The organism is uncultured Psychrobacter sp., assembly GCF_947495825.1.
In the GTDB taxonomy this organism is placed as follows: Bacteria; Pseudomonadota; Gammaproteobacteria; order Pseudomonadales; family Moraxellaceae; genus Psychrobacter.
Map to the genome: position 1 here is coordinate 143,751 of NZ_CANMAH010000001.1, position 18,877 is coordinate 162,627.

Sequence of the window (18,877 nt, forward strand, 5' to 3'; positions counted from 1 at the left end):
ATACGAGCATGACCCATACAGACATACCTTCAGTATTACAGCGGATTGTCGCGACCAAGCAAATCGAGGTAAAAGCGGCTCGTCAAGCGCTATCTCTTGTAGACTTGCAGGCACAAGTAGCGGCTGATACGCGTCCGCGTCGCGGCTTTGCTCAGGCATTGCGCGCGGCCAGCACTAGCGAGAGTGGTATCGGCATCATCGCTGAAATCAAAAAGGCCTCCCCTTCTAAAGGCATCATCAATCATAACTTTGCCCCAGCATTATTTGCCCAGCAATATGAGCAGGCAGGGGCTAGCTGCTTGTCTGTCCTCACCGATCGCGATTATTTCCAAGGAGATGACAGCTACCTTATTGCCGCTGCCAATGCCGTAAGCCTACCGATACTACGCAAAGACTTTATGATCGATGTGTACCAAATTTATCAATCCTACTTGATGGGTGCTGACTGCATACTACTCATTATGGCCTGCCTTGATGATGAGCAAGCACAGGAGCTGCATGCACTCAGTATCGAGCTGGGTCTGGATGTATTGATTGAGGTACACACCAAAACCGAGCTGGAGCGCGCGCTCCAGCTACCGCGCTCAGCGCACAATATCTACGGCATTAATAACCGTGATCTCAACACTTTCGATGTCGACTTGCAAACCACACTCGATCTAAAAAACATCTTAATTGACGCATTTACAGCTGATACTGATAATACTGCGCAAAAAGCCCTTATCGTCACTGAAAGCGGCATTCATAGCAGCGCTGATATTCGTCTGATGCTAGATAACGGCATCCAGCATTTTTTAATCGGTGAGCAGTTTATGAAAACCGACCATCCTGGACAAGCGTTACAATCCTTACTTGCAGGCACCGCTACAGACGAGTAAAGTAACGAAAAACGCCCATTATATATATTGTATAAACGATCAAATCAACTTTTCATCAACCAACGATACATTAAATTTTATGTCAAACTCTCTATTTTCAAAAGAAATGCAGGACCAACTCAAAGAGCTAAAAGGCCAACTGAGTAAAGGACGCGATACCAACTCGCCTGAAGGTGAAAACCAAAAGCCGACGGAACCTGTGTCACTGCCAACGCAAAAGCAGGTCAAAAAAACCGTCAAACAACTAGACAGTGAACATATCGATGATGATAAAGTGCTGTTTATGCAAGCGATGCACGGTGTAAATCAGCTTGAAGACAAAAATGTACGCTCTCCTGTTAAAAGCAATAAATCTGGCAAACCTGACGCCACGACTTTATCAAAACGTGCCGCCGCGCAAGGCAGTAATAGCGATGACCTAGGTGCAGGCTTGTCAGATATGCAAGCATTGCTCAACCCTGTCGCAAGCGAAGCCTATTTGTCTTATAAACAACCTACCTTACAAAATAAGATTTTTGATCAACTTAAAAAAGGTAAGCTTCGCTGGTATGACGCAGTAGATATTCATGGCTGCACCATCGAAGAAGCACGCGAAGCGATGACCCAGCTACTTAGCCAAGCCAAGCAAAAAAACGAAACCATGGTAAAAATCGTCCATGGTAAAGGCTCTGAGGCTATTTTAAAAACTTGTGTGAATGGCTGGCTACGTCAGCTGCCAGAAGTATTGGCCTTCTGCTCTGCTCCGCCAAAAGACGGCGGTAATGGTGCGGTACTAGTACTGCTAAAAAAGCCTAAAGGCGATGGTGAATAAACCTTAGGGTAAAGCAAAAAAAAGACTGCCGATAAGCAGTCTTTTTTTATACAAATACATTGCGTATTTTTTTAAAGCGTGTTGCACTTTTTGTTGGATCTAAATAAAGTGAATCAATCATGAATATACAAACCCTTAACACTCCTGAACAGCTAACCACACATATCAATGCTTTGATAGCTATCGAGCCAAGATTTGCGCCTGTCTATGAGCAAGTTGGCGTACCAAGTCTCAGGCATAATGCTGGCGGCTTTGAGCAACTGATGCGGGCGGTGGTCGGTCAGCAGCTATCCGTAGCGGCTGCAGCCAGCATTTGGCAACGATTGGACGATGCAGACTTGACCAATCCTTTAATGATTCAAAAGGCAGAAGACGAGACACTGCGAGCACAAGGCTTATCCAAACAAAAAACCCGCTATGTCCGATCCTTGGTGGCGCACGATATAGACTTTGCGGCACTAGAAACCATGCCAAATGAAGCAGTAATAAAAGCGTTGACAGCCGTGACAGGCATCGGACGCTGGACGGCTGAGATGTATTTGCTGTTTTCTCTAAAACGCGCTGATGTCCTCGCTGTCGATGATTTGGCGATTAAAGTTGCCGCGATGACACTATTGAATCTGCCTGAGCGACCTACGCCAAAACAGTTAGACACGCTAACAAAAGACTGGTCACCGCACCGTAGCGCTGCCAGTCTTTTGCTTTGGTCGTATTACGGGTTGCTGCGTAATAAAACGGCTATCCCGTTATAAAGCTGATGACTTATATTTATAACATAAAATATTTATAGCGCCATAAACAATAGCGCCAACTCTACTTTAAGGCTGGTTCCATATAGAAAGACTAAAGTTCTTTTTAGCATGCTTAAATTTACGCTTTGCTAAAGCGAAATTTTTGTTTTTATGAGCCTTTTTAGCCTCAGCTTTTTTAGCTTTTCTTTTTTGTTTCGCCGCTGCTTCAGCATTTTTAGTATGGCTGACACCTTTATCTAAATCGATGGCATCCTTTTTCTTGTCATTATCAGTAGTAGTATGAACCTCACTATTATCGTCGATGCTAGCGTTTGTCGTATCCTCTCCTGATGTATCTGAACTACGGTTACTATCGGTTTTCTGACTATCAACATCACTGTTAAATTCTTGATGATGTTCAATCTCCGCCTGATTGACAATCAGCTGCTGCGTTGGTAGCGCATGCTCGACTTTGTACTTTGCTACCTGATTGAGCACATCAACGAACACGACGTTTTGTTTATCGTAGAATTCCATCACATCGTTGGCGTTGATATACGCTTGCAGTTGAATCACGTAGCAATCTTGGCGTAGCTCTAAGATATTGACCTGATTCCATTCTTGGTTGGTTAAATAATGCTCGTTTAAAAACTCGTCTAAGTCTTTTACCATCTTAAAGACCACTTCGATATCAGCAGTACGCTTAAGATACAACTGATGATAAAAGCGGAACATATCACGAGAGGTAAAGTTCTCAATTTGCATGGATGAAAAATCGCCATTAGGCACGGTCACAATGGTTCGTGATAGCGTACGTACGCGCGATGAGCGAATACCGATATCAATTACCGTGCCTTCATACGTGCCAAACTTACAATAGTCACCTATCCGTACTGGCGAATCTGCCACTACGACCACACTACCAACCAGATTTTCGATGGTCTTTTGTGCACCAAGTGCTAATGCTAAACCACCAACCCCCAATGCGGCAATACCAGTCGTCAAATCAAAACCCAAATTGCCAAAAATGACAATTACTGCAAAAATAAGCAGCAAGGCTTTGACGACTTTTCGCAATAGTCCTAAGATAGAGACACGTTCAGTATAGTTTTTCTTATAGCTTAGGTTGACCGCACGAGTAAAGATTGCATCGATCACTCGTAGCAGCAACCATGTTATCGCAAGCCAAGAAGCGATTTCAGTAAAACGGTTAACAGGTTCCCGTAGCGTTACCGACACGCCAGCATAGACCATCACTTCTGATAAAATCAATGCCATGATAACCACAGCCAGTGGCAAGATGACTTTGTCCGGTACAGGTAACGGGGTGTTGCGTACACGTGGATATACGATTTTTAGTAAATGATACAGTAGCCAAACCACGATATAAGTCAGCACAAAGCTACTAATAATCATAGTAAGCGCTGCGACCAGATCAGCCAGTTGATAGCCAAATAGCTTCTTATCTTCTAGTGATTCAATCGTGTAGCGAGATACCAAAGTAGGCTCTGTATTTTCTAATACTTCTGGTACAGAGCTTAGCGTCTCAGTAGAAAACTGCCAATACTGCTCACCTTGCTTGGACACGACTCTTTCAAGTAACAACGGCACACTTTTTTCGCCAATACTAATATTACCCACGTTTTCTTGGCTTGGTGGCAGCTGATCGGTTAAGTTACCTTCAGGGGTATTATTGATTTGCAAGTCAGGCTGAAAGCGACCGCCAGCATCAAGCGCTTGCTTGAACTCACGTACCGCCGTCGTTGGATTATCAGATTTGGACAAATTAAGATAATTACTTGCCAGGAGATAATCGTTTTCGCCCAGTGCACTGATAAACCCTTGTACTGTATGACGCGGTGTATCGCGTCCAAATGAATCTGGCAATGTTTGACGTACGGTCTCTTCACTACTACCATTACTGACACCAAGCGCACCGGGCTCAGCAGCATTGACGCTATGAGGCAACATCATGCTAAGTATCATAAAGGCTAGAAGTATAATGACCATTAATGGCATCTTGATCAATGACATTAATAGAGATAAAGCAGTATTAGAACTCACATCGCGCTTAATAAACAAAACCAACCTCTTAACTCTAGTAGTAGTACAACTGACAATAGGCAATGAACAATATCTGCCGCTATCATAACAATTATTCATAAAAGTAGTGGGTTTGATTGCAGGTTTTTATAGTAATTTATATTTTTAATTCTCATTTATACCTTGGTTCTTATCGCCTGCTAACTTATGCAAATAATGACGGCGTATTTGTGTGAACTTATCACAATTTATGATGAAAACCATTCACCTTACCGTGAAGAAACATTGGGTTAAAGTAGTTTATAAAGCCGTAACTTTTATAGATAATGAGCGCTGTTCCAATCATTTGACAGTTTTGATAATTTTGGTTTGATAACTTTTGGATAATTTATGACTTTTTTGCGTTCATCTTCGACTACCTATCTTCGCCTAAGCGTTTTAAGCGCACTTGGTTTATTTGCAGTTAATACTGCAATGGCAGCTACCTCTGAGAACACTTCCATCAACAATAGCAATCTACCACAAGTTGAGCTGGATGAGATCGTTGTGACTGCTACCCGTACACCGACCAAAATCAGTAATGTTATTGCGCAAACTCGTATTGTTGATAGTCAAGAACTTAAGCGTTATCAAGGACAGACAGTACTAGAGGTTCTCAAGCGTCAGCCCGGTTTTAGTATTAAGCAAGATGGGGGCATGGGTAGTAGCAGTAACTTTTATTTGCGTGGTTATGATAGTAAACGCGTACTAATATTAATTGATGGCGTACGCTACGGCTCAATGTCAGCGGGACAACCTGCTCTAGCCCTATTACCAATCGACCAGATTGAACGCATTGAAATATTATATGGCGCATCTGGGTCCAGCATCTACGGCTCTGATGCCATGGGTGGTGTCATTCAAGTATTTACTAAAGGTAATAATGTTGAACAAACCAATTTCTCGGTCACTGCAGGTGTCGGCTCAAACGATCACTATATATATGGGACTGACGCACAATTTGTAAATACTCAAGGCGCAAAACTTAGCCTGTCTGCCAGCCGCAATCAAACTGACAGTATCAGCGCTCTTGCATATCAAACAGGTAACAACAAAGACGACGATGGTTTTGAAAGTAACAACTTTTCTCTAAATGCAAGTATGCCTTTAACTGAAAATATCAGTATCGGAGCAACTGGCCTATTTGCCAAATCGACTACTGAGTTCGATAACTACACTAATGAGCCTAACGCAGAAATTGACCAAGAAAATGGAGCAATATCCGCTTTTTCACAATACGAAAAAGACAATTTAACGTTACGCTTATCAGCAGGTGAAAGTTTAGACAACCTTGATAATAAAGTCGGTGATGAGTTCGAGACTAAACAAAGACAAGCAAACTTACTAAGCATTTATCGTCTGCCTGCAGGACAGCTGCAAGCAGGTGCAGAATGGCTCAAACAACAAGTAGATATTACTGATAACACGCCTGATAATAGTAATGACACTTATAAAATAAATGACCGCACTATAAAAAGTGGATTTGTTGGTTATCAACTCAATGAAGATACTTACGACTTTCAAGCCAATGTCCGTTACGATGATAACTCACAGTTTGATAATGAAACCATCTATAGTCTCGGTTACGCTGTAAAGCTAGCCCCTAGTCTACGTCTCGGTACCAGCTTCGCCACTAGTTATAGGGCGCCTTCTCTTAACGACCTATATGTTGAAAGCTTTTATTATGCACCTAACGAAGATTTAGAGGTCGAAGAAAGTAAAAACTTAGAATTATTCATCGAGTCGAATGGTACTCTGCAGACTACGCGTCTAACTGGTTTTCATAGCCGTGTCGACGATCTCATTAATAATACTTATGATCCATCAATTGGAAAATATCAAGCTGTCAACATTGATGCAGCAGAGTTATCAGGTTATAGCTTTACGTCAGACTGGCAATTAAGCAATGTTTTATTTGGTGGGCAATATACTCGTACGGATGCTGAGGAGCGTTCAGGAGTCAATAAAGGTAAACAGTTAGTTTACCGCCCCGAGCATACAGGATTGGTATATGTAGGTTACCAAGCTTTAGACTTTGACATTCGTGCTGAAGCGGAATATGTTGGCAAGACTTATAATGTCGCAGATAACAGCACCTTTATTGATGACTACACTCTTTTTAATATTAGCGGTAACTATTATATCAATCCAAATTTAACATTAACCAGCCGCGTCGAAAACCTGACGAACAAGGACTATACAACCAATGAAAGTTTTGGTGAATTCGGTGAGCGCTACAATCAAGATGGTATTAACTTCTTCACCTCATTAACCTACAACTGGTTCTAAGCTGACTCAGTCCTATTAATTACTTTCAAAAGAAGGTCATCCATCGATGGCCTTTTTTTATGACTCAAGCACTTACGATTTTCCGCAGCCAATAGGTGACAATCGCAGGCTCATCTATTACAATAACCCTCCCGAGAGGTGTTGCGCCATAATAGTTGATTATTACATTGAAGCTCTAGGGCTTTGCAAATCAGACATTATGTTAGGCTCGGTGAACTGTGAATGACCTTTATTTGGTCATTGACAGCATAAACAACGGCACCTGCGTTTTTATTCTTTTTATCTATTAACTGATAGGAGCATATTATGGACGCAGTGTCTAACATACCATCTGCCCATACGATTGACCCCTCTTTCACTGACTATAAAGTCGCTGACATCAGCCTTGCTGATTATGGTCGCCGTGAAATCACCCTTGCCGAAGCCGAAATGCCGGCCCTTATGGGTCTGCGTCGTCGCTATCAAGACGAGCAGCCACTCAAAGGCGCCAAAATCGCTGGCTGTATCCACATGACGATTCAGACTGCCGTCCTTATTGAGACGCTCGTCGCGCTAGGTGCTGACGTACGCTGGACCTCATGTAATATCTTTTCAACCCAAGATCATGCTGCTGCCGCTATCGCAGCTGCTGGCATTCCTGTGTTTGCTTGGAAAGGCGAAACCGAAGAAGAATACGAATGGTGCTTGCGCCAGCAAATCCACGTTGGCGGTGAAGAATCAGGCGAGCTTTGGGACGCTAACTTAATTTTGGATGATGGCGGTGACTTAACGGCGTTGATTCATAACGATTATGCCCAAATGCTTGATAATATCCATGGTATTTCTGAAGAGACCACCACTGGTGTGCATCGCTTGGTTGAGATGCTGAATAAAGGCACGCTAAAAGTCCCTGCAATCAACGTCAATGACGCGGTTACCAAATCTAAAAACGACAATAAATACGGCTGTCGTCATAGCTTAAATGACGCTATCAAACGTGCTACTGATATGTTCCTTGCTGGTCGCCGCGCGCTAGTCATCGGATATGGTGATGTCGGTAAAGGCTCAACGCAAAGCTTACGTCAAGAAGGCATGATTGTACGGGTCTCAGAAGTCGATCCTATCTGTGCCATGCAAGCCTGTATGGACGGTTATGAAGTATTGTCTCCGTACATCAATGGCGACAACACCGGCGGCGCGGATAGTATTAATACTCGTCTGTTAGAAGATACTGACTTGATCGTCACGACGACTGGTAACTATCATGTTTGCGACAAACATATGCTAGCGGCGCTAAAGCCTGGTGCTGTTGTTTGTAACATCGGTCACTTCGACACCGAAATCGATACTCAGTTTATGCGTGATAACTGGCGCTGGGTTGAGATCAAGCCGCAAGTGCATCAAATATTCCGCTCAGATGACGAAAACGATTATCTGATTTTGCTTGCCGAAGGTCGCCTAGTCAACTTAGGTAACGCTACAGGTCACCCATCACGTGTGATGGACGGCTCATTTGCCAACCAAGTATTGGCTCAAATGTATCTGTTTGAAGAAAGATTTGCTGAGCTTCCTGTTGATGAGCGCTTCGATAATCTATACGTTAAAGTATTGCCGAAAAAGCTTGATGAAGAAGTCGCTGCTGCGATGGTTGCAGGCTTTAACGGTACATTAACTAAGCTAACTGAAAAGCAAGCTGAGTATCTAGGTGTTCCAGCTGAAGGTCCGTTTAAGCCTGACGCTTATAAATACTAAGGAGCGCGATTGTGAGTAAGCCCGCTTTTTCTTTTGAGTTTTTCCCCGCCAAAACTGAGCTGGGACATGAAAAGCTACTTGGTACTTACGATGAGCTCAATAAACTGTCACCGAGCTACTTTTCGGTGACTTATGGCGCTGGTGGCTCGACTCGTAGCCGCACCTTAAATATCGTCCAAGCATTATGTGCGCGCGGTGAGACCGATATTGCGCCGCACATGTCTTGTATCGGTGACGACAAGGCCGAGATTGCTGAGCTTCTAACGCATTATAAAAGTCTAGGTATCAAGCGTCTGGTTGCCCTACGCGGCGACTTACCCTCAGGGCAAGTCGGCATGGGTGAGCTACCGTTTGCACTAGACTTGGTCAAGTTTATTCGGGAGCATTCAGGCGATCATTTCCATATCGAAGTGGCCGCGTACCCTGAGATGCACCCACAAGCGCGTAGCTTTGAGTTTGACGTTGATAACTTGGTTAATAAGTACCAGGCTGGTGCAAATGCGTCTATCACGCAGTTTTTTTATAATGCTGATAGCTATCTATATCTGCGAGACACCTTAGAAAAACGCGGTATCGATACTGCTGTTCAGCCGCTGGTTGCAGGTATCATGCCGATCACCAACTCAAGTAACTTAATGCGTTTTGCTGATAGCTGTGGCGCTGATATTCCGCGTTATGTGCGTAAACAATTGGCTGACTTTGGCGATGACCGCACAGCCATTCGTGAGTTTGGTTTTGAAGTGGTTTATCGTCTGTGCGAGCGTCTTATTAGTGAGGGCGTGCCAGCCATGCATTTTTATAGCATGAATAAAGTTGAGCCAAACAAGCGCTTGGTAGAAGCCTTGGGTCTTGTTTCTTAGTTCTTATAACAGATTATTTATAGTAACTGGCGTTCTTCGGAGGGCCAGTTTTTTTGTGCTAACTATAAATTATCATTGCCATACTACCTTTATAAAAAATGTACTTTTAAATTAAGCTCTATTTACTATAGAGATACTTTTATCTAAACAATATTTTGCTAAAATATCGCACAACGTTATTGTTTAAAACATAGGATTTAGTAATTGTGAGACGCTTTTTTTATGCTACTAGCAGTGATACTGATGCCAATTACCCTAAATTAAGTACTTTCTCTATTGGTACAGATATCGCTTTGACAGAAAGCATCGTACATCATTGGGGCCGTGTACTACGTGCAAATGTCGGAGATGAAGGTATTTTATTCGACGGCTTCGGTGGCGAATATCATGTAAAGCTGCAAGACATTGGCAAAAAAAACGCCACGGTTACGTTATTGGCTCATATCGGTGAGGATCGTAGTGCGCCTATCCATACCAAAATAGGTTTGGTTATGAGTCGTGGAGATCGAATGGATTATGCGATTCAAAAGGCCACTGAACTAGGTGTGACTGGTATTCAATTATTAAGCAGTCATCATGGTGAGGTAAATTTAAAGCCTGCACAAGTAGACAAGAAGCTTCTACACTGGCAGCAAGTGGCTATTGCCGCAAGTGAACAGTGCGGACTAAATCGGCCGCCTCTTATTTTTTCCCCTATCTCTATCCATGACTGGCTGCAAGGCTTAAACACCAATACTGCAGGCAGACAAACAGCTGTTAGCCCTATTGTCACTATGCTTAATCAAGACCCTTACTACCAGATATTACAGCAGCCAGCTGATCTACGTATGCAGCTTAGTGTACCAGCGCCCGATCAACCTGCAATGCCTGAGTCGTTATTGACAGTATTGAAACAAGAGTTACCTTATATCGAACTAATCATTGGTCCTGAAGGTGGCCTTAGTGAAAAAGAACGCAAACAAGCAGTTGATGTTGGATTTATACCTTGGCAGATTGGCATAAGGGTCTTACGTACCGAGACTGCCCCTGTTGTCGCTTTAGCCACATTACATGCACTTTATCATCCGCACAAATAAAAAGTATAAACATCCCAATAAAATAAAAAATATCGGACAAATGTCCGCAAATCATTTACAATCGCTATTTTATAACTTTATTATAATATTAACATCCTTGCTTGACTATTGAGTCTCAATTATGACTACCTTTGCGCCCCTTTTACCCTCAGTTAAGCAGCAACTAATGACAGAGCTGTGCGAGCGTCTCGAAGACGCTGTATTTATCTTGGACGCTAACTTACGCTATATGTCCATTAATCCTGCCTATGAAGTGATGATTGGTTTTGAAGAGCCGTATATGATTGGACGGCCTCTTGGTATATATGCTGCAGAATTCTTATCAGAAAAAGAGCAGTCCATCTTAAAAGATATATCCAATCGACTAGATGATGAGGGTTTTTATGAAAATAATTTCGCTCTACTAAACCGCTATGGACGCACACTCAATTGTCATATATCTTATCGCAGATTTTATGTGGACAAAACTGTCTATTATGTTGGCATGGTGCGTGACATCTCCTCAGTCGTCAAAGACCAACAGCAAGTCGCGCATCTACTCAATCATAATCAGCTTACAGGTTTACCCAATCGCAAAGTTTTTTTGAGTCAGACCAATGATGTATTGATGGATAGCTTTCAAGAAGTGGTGATTATTCGAGCGAATATCGATCGCTATCGTATTTTGGTCAATAATCTTGGACAAGACAATGTTGATAAGCTTATAAAAGAGTTCGTTGCTAGAGTAAACGCTCTTGAGCTCAACCAGTTATTATGTTTTTCACACTTAGGTGGTGATGACTTTGGACTATTGTTTGAGTTTAGTGATGCTCATTTAGTACGCCACGAACTCGATAGCTTGATGCATATGTGCGAGCGACCATTTGTCCTAAACAATACCAGTATTTATCTACAAATATCAGTTGGGGTCAGTTATTACCCTAAAGATGGTAACCAGTTAAGCAGCTTACTAAATAAAGCTGAAAAAGCGTTACACTACGCCAAAGAGCATGGCGGAGATGATGTTTGCTGGTATAACGACGAGATAAATCACGAAACAATTGATAGCTTACAATTAGAGACTGAGCTGCGTGAAGCCATAGTGGCCAAGCAGTTCGTGCCATACTATCAACCCAAAGTCACATTAGAAACAGGCGCTATCGCTGGTTTTGAGGCGCTTGTACGCTGGCACCATCCTACGCGCGGATTGCTACAACCAAAAGATTTTATTGAAGCCATCATCAAGCATAAACTGTCATTTGATTTATTTTGTCAGATGGCTGTTCAGATCGCTGAACAGCTATGTATTTGGGAATCGATGAGTTTTACGCAACATGTATGCATCAATGCTGACGCTGCAGAATTCAGCCATATTGAGTTTTTTGACTTTGTAACCAATCTATTCACTCATCATTCTATTCAACCTGATCAGTTGCATATCGAAGTCACCGAGTCTTCTTTGATGCTGCGGCATGCAAGTGTTAAACAACAGCTTATCGCGCTAAAAGAGTTGGGAGTCTGTTTGTCTCTTGATGATTTTGGTACGGGTTACGCCTCTCTTAGCTACTTACAAGAGTATCCCTTTAATTTTATTAAAATTGACAAAAGCTTTATCGATAAAATCGTGAATAATCGTACTCAGTCTGCCATCGTTAAAGCTATTTTAGATCTGGCTACTGCTTTGGATATGAGTGCCGTCGCTGAAGGTATTGAGACTGAGCAGCAACGTGATTTGTTATTACAAATGGGCTGTCAATATGGACAAGGCTACTGGTTTGGACGTCCTGTACCTGCCGATATAGCAACCGATATGTTAAGACAATCAACCCTTCCAAACCCAAACTTTAGCTGATCTTAACTGTCCTTGTTACCAGACATACTGGCCTTTTATAGACTTGTACATCTACCGTATGTACGGTATCTACCACAACTTTGGTACTGTCTTTTTTTAAGCGCTAACGTTGATTGTATAAAGGATGCAAGATAGGTTCATGACTTATCAGTATTATAACCAAACTTGTATAATTTCTAGTGAACGCCTATCTTTTGAGGTGAATTTACTAATACAGTCATAATTCTTTTAGCATTTTTCAACGTTATATTATATGACCGATATCGCTGCCCTAAGTCTTTCTTGTAGGCAAATCTGATATCAGTAACATACTAACAGTCAAAATAATCACAAACCAAGTCGTTTGTTTGCTGTCGGTCATATCAAAAAAAGGACAGGAAGTTATGCAGTACAAAGCCCCATTACGTGATATTCAATTCGTTATGCATGAGCTACTTGATAGCGAAAGCCACTATAAACGTCTACCAAAATTTCAAGAAGCCGATCGTGAGCTAATGGACAGCCTGTTTGAGATGGCTGCAAGCTTTGCTGAAAACGAATTGTCACCACTGAATCAAAGTGGCGATGCTGAGGGCTGCCATTTCGATAATGGTAAAGTAACCACACCTAAAGGCTTTAAAGAAGCTTATCAACAGTACTGTGAGCTTGGCTTCCCTGCGCTTTCTGCTGAAGAAGAGTTTGGTGGTCAAAACATGCCGTTTTCGTTATCTACCGTCATTAATGAGATGGTAGGTACGGCTAACTGGTCATTCTCTATGTACCCAGGCTTATCCCATGGTGCTATCCAAACCATCGAGCATCACGGTACTGATAGCCAAAAAGAAACGTATTTAGAAAAAATGGTCACTGGCGAATGGTCAGGAACTATGTGTCTTACTGAAGCGCATGCAGGATCTGACTTAGGTATTATTCGTACCAAAGCTCAGCCAAATGACGATGGCAGTTATAGCATCACTGGTCAAAAGATTTTTATTTCAGCCGGCGAGCATGATTTGGCTGAAAACATTATTCATATTGTGCTGGCGCGTCTACCAGGCGCACCTGCCGGCACCAAAGGCATCTCACTGTTTATCGTACCTAAAGTAATGGTCAACGAAGATAACAGCTTGGGCGAAAACAACAATGTTGTCTGCGGCTCTATCGAACACAAAATGGGTATCAAAGCTTCTGCCACTTGCGTAATGAACTTCGATGGCGCAACAGGTTACTTGATTGGTCCTGAAAACCGCGGCCTACAATGCATGTTTACTTTTATGAATGTGGCACGTATCGGTACGGCTGTTCAAGGTTTGACTGCAGCAGAATATGCGTTCCAAGGCTCATTGACTTATGCCAAAGACCGCCTAGCGATGCGTTCTTTGTCAGGTGCCAAAGCGCCAGATAAAGTCGCTGACCCTATCATTGTGCATCCAGCTGTCCGTAATATGCTATTGACTGAAAAAGCCTTCGCTGAAGGGGGCCGCGCACTAGTATATTATCTCTCTCATTTTGCTGATACGGTGGCAAAAGGTGAAGGCGATGACCTTAAGTTTGCCGATCAAATGCTGTCATTACTGACGCCGATTGCCAAAGCTTTCTTAACTGAAACTGGTCTAGAAGCCGCTAATCATGGTGTGCAAGTCTATGGTGGTCATGGCTTTATCAGTGAATGGGGTATGGAACAAAACGTCCGTGATACCCGTATTGCTTGTTTATATGAAGGTACCACTGAGATTCAAGCGCTTGATTTACTGGGCCGTAAAGTCTTAGGCTCACAAGGTAAATTGCTGGCAAACTTTTCTAATATCATTCAGAAGTTCTGTGAAGAAAATAAAGACAATGATGAGATGGGACAGTTCATTCGTCCACTTGCCAAGCATCTAAAAGAATGGGGTGATTTGACTGCACGTATCGGTATGCAGGCCACTGAAAACCCTGATGCCGTTGGCGGAGCTGCCGTCGACTATATGTATTTTAGTGGTTATGTCACTCTTGCCTACTTATGGGCACGTATGGCGCTAATTGCTCAAACTGAGATTAAAAATGGCAACAGTGAGCATGCTTTCTATGATGCTAAAGTTAAGACGGCACAGTTCTATTTTGCTAAACTATTACCGCGTACTACTACGCATGTAAAGCGCATTAACACTGGTGTTGAGCCATACATGAGCATGAACGTTGATCAATTTGCTTTTTAGAATTGAATGCTAATAGATTCTATTGCGGTTAAATATTGTAATTTTTGATCTAATAAGAATTTAGATGCAGTACCACTATCGGCAACATACTTCGGTGTGTTGCCGATTTTTTTATTGGCTCATGATTTTTTATTAAAATATTCAGTTTATACTCCATATGGATTCCAATTGGAGTATAATACCGTATTAAGAAAGTTTGTTATAAGGATCATATGATGGCAAGTAAAAACACAACGCCTATTCGTACCCGCGCAGGCGAGACAGAAAAGGTCACAATTAATCTTGGCTACGTAGATCTTGGGCAAGTAGATTTGATGGTGCAGGAAGGTTTTTATTCTAATCGTACTGACTTTATTCGCACAGCGATACGTAATCAGCTAACCACGCATGCTGATGTGGTACAGCAAACTGTTGCTCGTAAAACCTTAGAGTTAGGACTACGCCATTACACCCGCGCCGATCTTGAAGCCGTCCAAGAGCGTAATGAAAAACTGCATATTCAAGTATTGGGTCTGGCGACCATCGCAACTGATGTAACCCCAGAGCTTGTAGAGGCCACTATTGAAAGCATTACCGTATTAGGCGCGCTGCAAGCCAGTCCAGAGATAAAAGCAGTTTTGGCTAATAAAATGGTTTAAGCACCTGTTTTTACTTTTGCAGCCACCCTTAACATTTATAGACATAACTTATAGGCATATAAAGGAAAGTGACCAATGGATTTTTCAAGATTTAATATGACACCGCCGCATCTCAAAGAAGCCATGAAACTTATAAAATCTGGCCAGCTAAAAGAAGCCACCAACGTGATTCAAAAGAACTTGAGCGGCGCAGCACCAGCTAGCCATACTGATGAGAACCCTATCAAAGATGTAACACCCAGCGCGTCAACGCTAGAGGACAACTCGACATCAAAGGACAAGCCTACAGCTACAGGCAGTGATGAGCTATTTAATAAGCTGCCTGATAAACTGCAAGATTTTACAGATAAAATGAAAAATTTTAAGCTGGACTTGCCAACAATGATGGATGTGAGTGCTCTTCGTACTGGGGTTCATACGCATATCGAGCAGCCTATTCCTGACAATGCGCAGTTTCTTAAAGGCACCCTTAAGTCATCTCAAGGCAGTCATGACTACCGATTATATATTCCCTCAAACTACGCTCAAGCGGTAGAAGAAGGCCTACGCTTGCCTCTAGTAGTCATGTTGCATGGTTGTACGCAATCACCAGAAGATTTCGCTGCGGGTACACGCATGAATGAGTTGGCAGAAGAGTATCGCTGCTTAATCGTTTACCCTTCCCAGCCAACTTCTGCTAACCCCAATCGCTGCTGGAACTGGTTTAAACCTTCTGATCAACAACAAGGTCAAGGCGAGCCTGCATGGCTTGCAGCATTGACCAAATCTATTATTGAAGATTATGCAGTAGATTCATCGCGTGTGTATATTGCGGGGCTATCTGCAGGCGCTGCTATGGCCGTGATTATGGCTGAGAACTACCCTGAGATGTATGCTGCAGTTGGCGTACATTCAGGGCTGGCTTATCGTAGTGCCACCGACTTGCCGTCTGCATTAATGACGATGCGTCAGGGCGGCTCCGCTACTCCAAAGCTGTCAAGGAATAGTAAGTTTGTCCCAACAATTGTATTTCATGGCGATCAGGATCACACCGTAAGTATTCGCAATGGCGCGCAGATATTTGAGCAAGCAGAGCAGCGCTTACAAGCGCAAAAGACTGGTTTGATCACCCATCAGCATAAGCAATGTACTGAGCAAAATTGTCGTAGTACTCAATTAGAGATTTGTGATAGTGAAGGAGTTAGCCAGTTGGAATATTGGAAGATTCATGGCGCTGGACATAGCTGGGCAGGTGGCAGCAGCGCAGGGTCTTATACTGACCCTAAGGGACCGGATGCTTCAAAAGAGATGCTGCGATTTTTCTTAAATCACTCATTAGGACACGTTGACCTAACCTAGTCTTCATTAAACATGTGAGCCAAAATTGCCGTTAGACGGTCGTGTTTTGTAATCAGCAGTTTATTTTATGGCTGGCAAACTATCCATAAAGCTTTTTTTGTATTTTATTTGAGCACTACAATAGTAGCGGCCAACTTTTAGTGTACGCACTATTCACTAAGAGATACACAAGCTTAGCCATTAATTTGCTAAACTTTACTGATTATCATAGGCTCAACTTAATAAAAACCATTGCGTTATTTGCCATGACAGTTAAAGAACATCATGATAAATATAAGCAAATATGTGTAACTCTATTAATTTTAAACCAAAGGAATGTTTATGGCTGTTTATAATGCCCCTCTAACTGACATGCGCTTTATCTTGACAGAAGTTTTTAAGGCTCCTGAGTTTTGGCAAAATAACGACAACTTATCTCATGTCGACATGGAAACAGTCGATATGATTTTAGAAGAAATGGCCAAGTTGAGCAAAAACGTTCTGTTGCCTATCAATCATACTGGTGACGAAGAAGGCGCGACTTATCAAGGCGATGGCGTCGTCACTACCCCTAAAGGCTTTAAAGAAGCTTATCAGCAATATGCTGAGTCAGGTTGGGTTGGACTTGGTGGTAATCCTGAGTACGGCGGCCAAGGTTTTCCAAAAATGGTCACCATGCTTACCGAAGAGATGCTTTTTACCACCAACCAATCATTTACCCTCTACCCTAACCTAACAGTTGGTGCAACCTTGTGTCTTAACGCGGCTGGCTCAGAAGAACAAAAGCAGACGTATTTAGAAAAAATGTACTCAGGTGAATGGTCAGGCACTATGTGTTTAACCGAACCGCACGCTGGTACTGATTTAGGTATTATCAAAACCAAAGCTGTGCCAAATGACGACGGTAGCTATAATATTTCTGGTACCAAAATCTTTATTACCGGCGGTGAGCATGACTTAACCGAAAATATTATTCATCTTGTATTGGCTAAAACGCCCAATGCACCAGAAGGCTCAAAAGGTATCTCACTGTTCGTTGTACCAAAATTTTTGGTCAATGACGATGGTAGCTTAGGCGAACGTAATACCTTATCAGCTGGCTCTATCGAGCATAAAATGGGTATTAAAGCTTCAGCGACTTGTGTCATGAACTTTGATAATGCAAAGGGCTGGATGGTTGGTGCTGAAAATACTGGTCTATCATCAATGTTTATTATGATGAACTATGAGCGCGTAACGATGGGCTTGCAGGGACTTGGCGGCACTGAGCTTGCTTATCAAAATGCAGCGCTTTATGCGTTTGAACGTGGTCAAGGTCGTAGTGATACCCAACTACAAAGTCCAGAAAAACCAGCCGATGCTATCGTCCATCATGCCGATGTACGCCGTATGCTATTAAATGCCAAAGCCAATAGCGAGGCATCACGCTGTTTTGCGATGTATGTTGCAAAGCAACTCGACACTGAAAAGTTCAGCACGGATCCTAAAGCAGCTCAAGCCGCTGCTGCACGTGTTGCCTTACTGACGCCTATTGCCAAAGCGTTCTTGACTGATAAAGCGTTAGAAGCCACTATTGATTGTCAGCAAGTCTTTGGTGGTCATGGTTATGTCCGCGAATGGGGTATGGAGCAAATCGTTCGTGATACTCGTATCGCCCAGATTTATGAGGGTGCAAACGGTATTCAGGCACTTGATCTGTTAGGCCGTAAAGTCGCTCGTAATGATGGTAAATATATTACTCACTTCTTAGGCGAAATTCGTGATTATGTTAGTAATATGCAGGCTGATCATGGTATCAAGCAAGCGACATTGGATGCGGCTGATACCGTTGAAGAGTTGACTAAAACAGTCTTGACCAATATTGGCTCTCGTAAAAATGAGATTAATGGCTGCGCGGTTGACTACATGCATGCGGTCGGCTACCTATGCTACTCATATATGTTTGCGCTAATGGTTGAAGCGGCGAATGGTAAAGACGGTGAGTTCTATACCAACAAAGCCAAGCTTGCTGATTATTTCGTTGGTCGAATCCTACCGCGTATTGATGCGCACGCCCAAATGGTCAGAGCTGGTAGCGATCCAATGATGAATTTTGATTTAGATTATTTTAATGTACCTGCCAGCTAATCGAAGTTTAAAAACTGATGGCTGCTTAGTTATCGTTAAGATTTAATAATAAAAAAGGACAGTATAATTACTGTCCTTTTTTTTGCCAAAACCATATTCAAAACAACTGCTAACAAAATAACTAAACATTACCATGCACTTGCGATTAAAATAACCTGCATTAGCTTTTAACTTAACACAAGTACTTGTATCTGATGCTCAATAAATATATCAATATAGACTCTCTATACAATCATCAAAAACTTACAATCATCAAAGACAAAGCCTTATAAGTATTGTCATACACATAAAAACAGTAAAACATCAACCAACAGAATAATAACGATAAA

General features: G+C 42.4%; 13 protein-coding genes. 12 read left to right on the forward strand and 1 reads right to left on the reverse strand.

Annotation, left to right across the window (positions count from 1 at the left end):
- The first annotated feature begins 8 nt into the window (after positions 1-8).
- The 3 genes from trpC (at position 9) to Q0895_RS00610 (ending at position 2,441) form a co-directional block, all read left to right on the forward strand.
- Positions 9-878: an indole-3-glycerol phosphate synthase TrpC gene (trpC, locus tag Q0895_RS00600; RefSeq protein WP_299184694.1), complete on the forward strand. Its 870-nt coding sequence runs from the start codon at positions 9-11 to the stop codon at positions 876-878.
- Positions 879-957: 79 nt separating this feature from the next.
- A complete protein-coding gene (locus tag Q0895_RS00605) occupies positions 958-1,689 on the forward strand; it encodes a Smr/MutS family protein (protein WP_075103106.1) in 732 nt (243 codons plus the stop codon).
- Positions 1,690-1,808: 119 nt separating this feature from the next.
- The gene (locus Q0895_RS00610) at positions 1,809-2,441 is read left to right on the forward strand and encodes a DNA-3-methyladenine glycosylase 2 family protein (RefSeq protein WP_299184697.1); all 633 of its coding nucleotides are present in this window, start codon (positions 1,809-1,811) and stop codon (positions 2,439-2,441) included.
- A 66-nt stretch (positions 2,442-2,507) separates the two neighbouring features.
- On the opposite strand, the gene Q0895_RS00615 is transcribed toward Q0895_RS00610, so the two are convergent.
- The gene (locus Q0895_RS00615; RefSeq protein ID WP_299184699.1) at positions 2,508-4,394 is read right to left on the reverse strand and encodes a mechanosensitive ion channel family protein; all 1,887 of its coding nucleotides are present in this window, start codon (positions 4,392-4,394) and stop codon (positions 2,508-2,510) included.
- Positions 4,395-4,853: 459 nt separating this feature from the next.
- Here Q0895_RS00615 and Q0895_RS00620 point away from each other — a divergent pair, with 459 nt between their 5' ends.
- From Q0895_RS00620 to Q0895_RS00660, 9 genes are all read left to right on the forward strand, one after another.
- Positions 4,854-6,791 carry a TonB-dependent receptor gene (locus Q0895_RS00620; protein WP_299184701.1) on the forward strand — a complete coding sequence of 646 codons (1,938 nt, stop codon included), beginning with the start codon at positions 4,854-4,856 and terminating at the stop codon, positions 6,789-6,791.
- Positions 6,792-7,097: 306 nt separating this feature from the next.
- Positions 7,098-8,522, forward strand: a complete 1,425-nt coding sequence (gene ahcY, locus Q0895_RS00625; protein ID WP_299184703.1) for an adenosylhomocysteinase — start codon at positions 7,098-7,100, stop codon at positions 8,520-8,522.
- Positions 8,523-8,533: 11 nt separating this feature from the next.
- A complete protein-coding gene (locus tag Q0895_RS00630; RefSeq protein WP_075103101.1) occupies positions 8,534-9,382 on the forward strand; it encodes a methylenetetrahydrofolate reductase in 849 nt (282 codons plus the stop codon).
- Between the two features lie 206 nt (positions 9,383-9,588).
- Complete coding sequence (locus tag Q0895_RS00635) at positions 9,589-10,458, forward strand: 16S rRNA (uracil(1498)-N(3))-methyltransferase (RefSeq protein WP_058368883.1); 870 nt, start codon at positions 9,589-9,591, stop codon at positions 10,456-10,458.
- Between the two features lie 121 nt (positions 10,459-10,579).
- A complete protein-coding gene (locus tag Q0895_RS00640) occupies positions 10,580-12,289 on the forward strand; it encodes a GGDEF domain-containing phosphodiesterase (RefSeq protein WP_299184707.1) in 1,710 nt (569 codons plus the stop codon).
- A 383-nt stretch (positions 12,290-12,672) separates the two neighbouring features.
- On the forward strand, positions 12,673-14,466 hold the full coding sequence (locus Q0895_RS00645) for an acyl-CoA dehydrogenase C-terminal domain-containing protein (RefSeq protein ID WP_299184709.1): 1,794 nt from the start codon (positions 12,673-12,675) through the stop codon (positions 14,464-14,466).
- A gap of 215 nt (positions 14,467-14,681) precedes the next feature.
- Positions 14,682-15,104 (forward strand): hypothetical protein, encoded by a 423-nt coding sequence (locus Q0895_RS00650; RefSeq protein WP_299184711.1) that lies wholly within the window; start codon positions 14,682-14,684, stop codon positions 15,102-15,104.
- Positions 15,105-15,179: 75 nt separating this feature from the next.
- Positions 15,180-16,442, forward strand: coding sequence for a PHB depolymerase family esterase (locus tag Q0895_RS00655; protein ID WP_299184713.1), 1,263 nt, complete (start codon positions 15,180-15,182; stop codon positions 16,440-16,442).
- A 321-nt stretch (positions 16,443-16,763) separates the two neighbouring features.
- Complete coding sequence (locus Q0895_RS00660) at positions 16,764-18,548, forward strand: acyl-CoA dehydrogenase C-terminal domain-containing protein (protein WP_299184715.1); 1,785 nt, start codon at positions 16,764-16,766, stop codon at positions 18,546-18,548.
- The last annotated feature ends 329 nt before the right edge of the window (positions 18,549-18,877 follow it).

Bases quoted from the DNA above. Each gene is read 5' to 3' on its own strand.
- trpC (WP_299184694.1), top strand. From the start codon at position 9: ATGACCCATACAGACATACCTTCAGTATTACAGCGGATTGTCGCGACC.
- Q0895_RS00605 (WP_075103106.1), top strand. From the start codon at position 958: ATGTCAAACTCTCTATTTTCAAAAGAAATGCAGGACCAACTCAAAGAG.
- Q0895_RS00610 (WP_299184697.1), top strand. From the start codon at position 1,809: ATGAATATACAAACCCTTAACACTCCTGAACAGCTAACCACACATATC.
- Q0895_RS00615 (WP_299184699.1), bottom strand. From the start codon at position 4,394: ATGATGTTGCCTCATAGCGTCAATGCTGCTGAGCCCGGTGCGCTTGGT.
- Q0895_RS00620 (WP_299184701.1), top strand. From the start codon at position 4,854: ATGACTTTTTTGCGTTCATCTTCGACTACCTATCTTCGCCTAAGCGTT.
- ahcY (WP_299184703.1), top strand. From the start codon at position 7,098: ATGGACGCAGTGTCTAACATACCATCTGCCCATACGATTGACCCCTCT.
- Q0895_RS00640 (WP_299184707.1), top strand. From the start codon at position 10,580: ATGACTACCTTTGCGCCCCTTTTACCCTCAGTTAAGCAGCAACTAATG.
- Q0895_RS00645 (WP_299184709.1), top strand. From the start codon at position 12,673: ATGCAGTACAAAGCCCCATTACGTGATATTCAATTCGTTATGCATGAG.
- Q0895_RS00650 (WP_299184711.1), top strand. From the start codon at position 14,682: ATGGCAAGTAAAAACACAACGCCTATTCGTACCCGCGCAGGCGAGACA.
- Q0895_RS00655 (WP_299184713.1), top strand. From the start codon at position 15,180: ATGGATTTTTCAAGATTTAATATGACACCGCCGCATCTCAAAGAAGCC.
- Q0895_RS00660 (WP_299184715.1), top strand. From the start codon at position 16,764: ATGGCTGTTTATAATGCCCCTCTAACTGACATGCGCTTTATCTTGACA.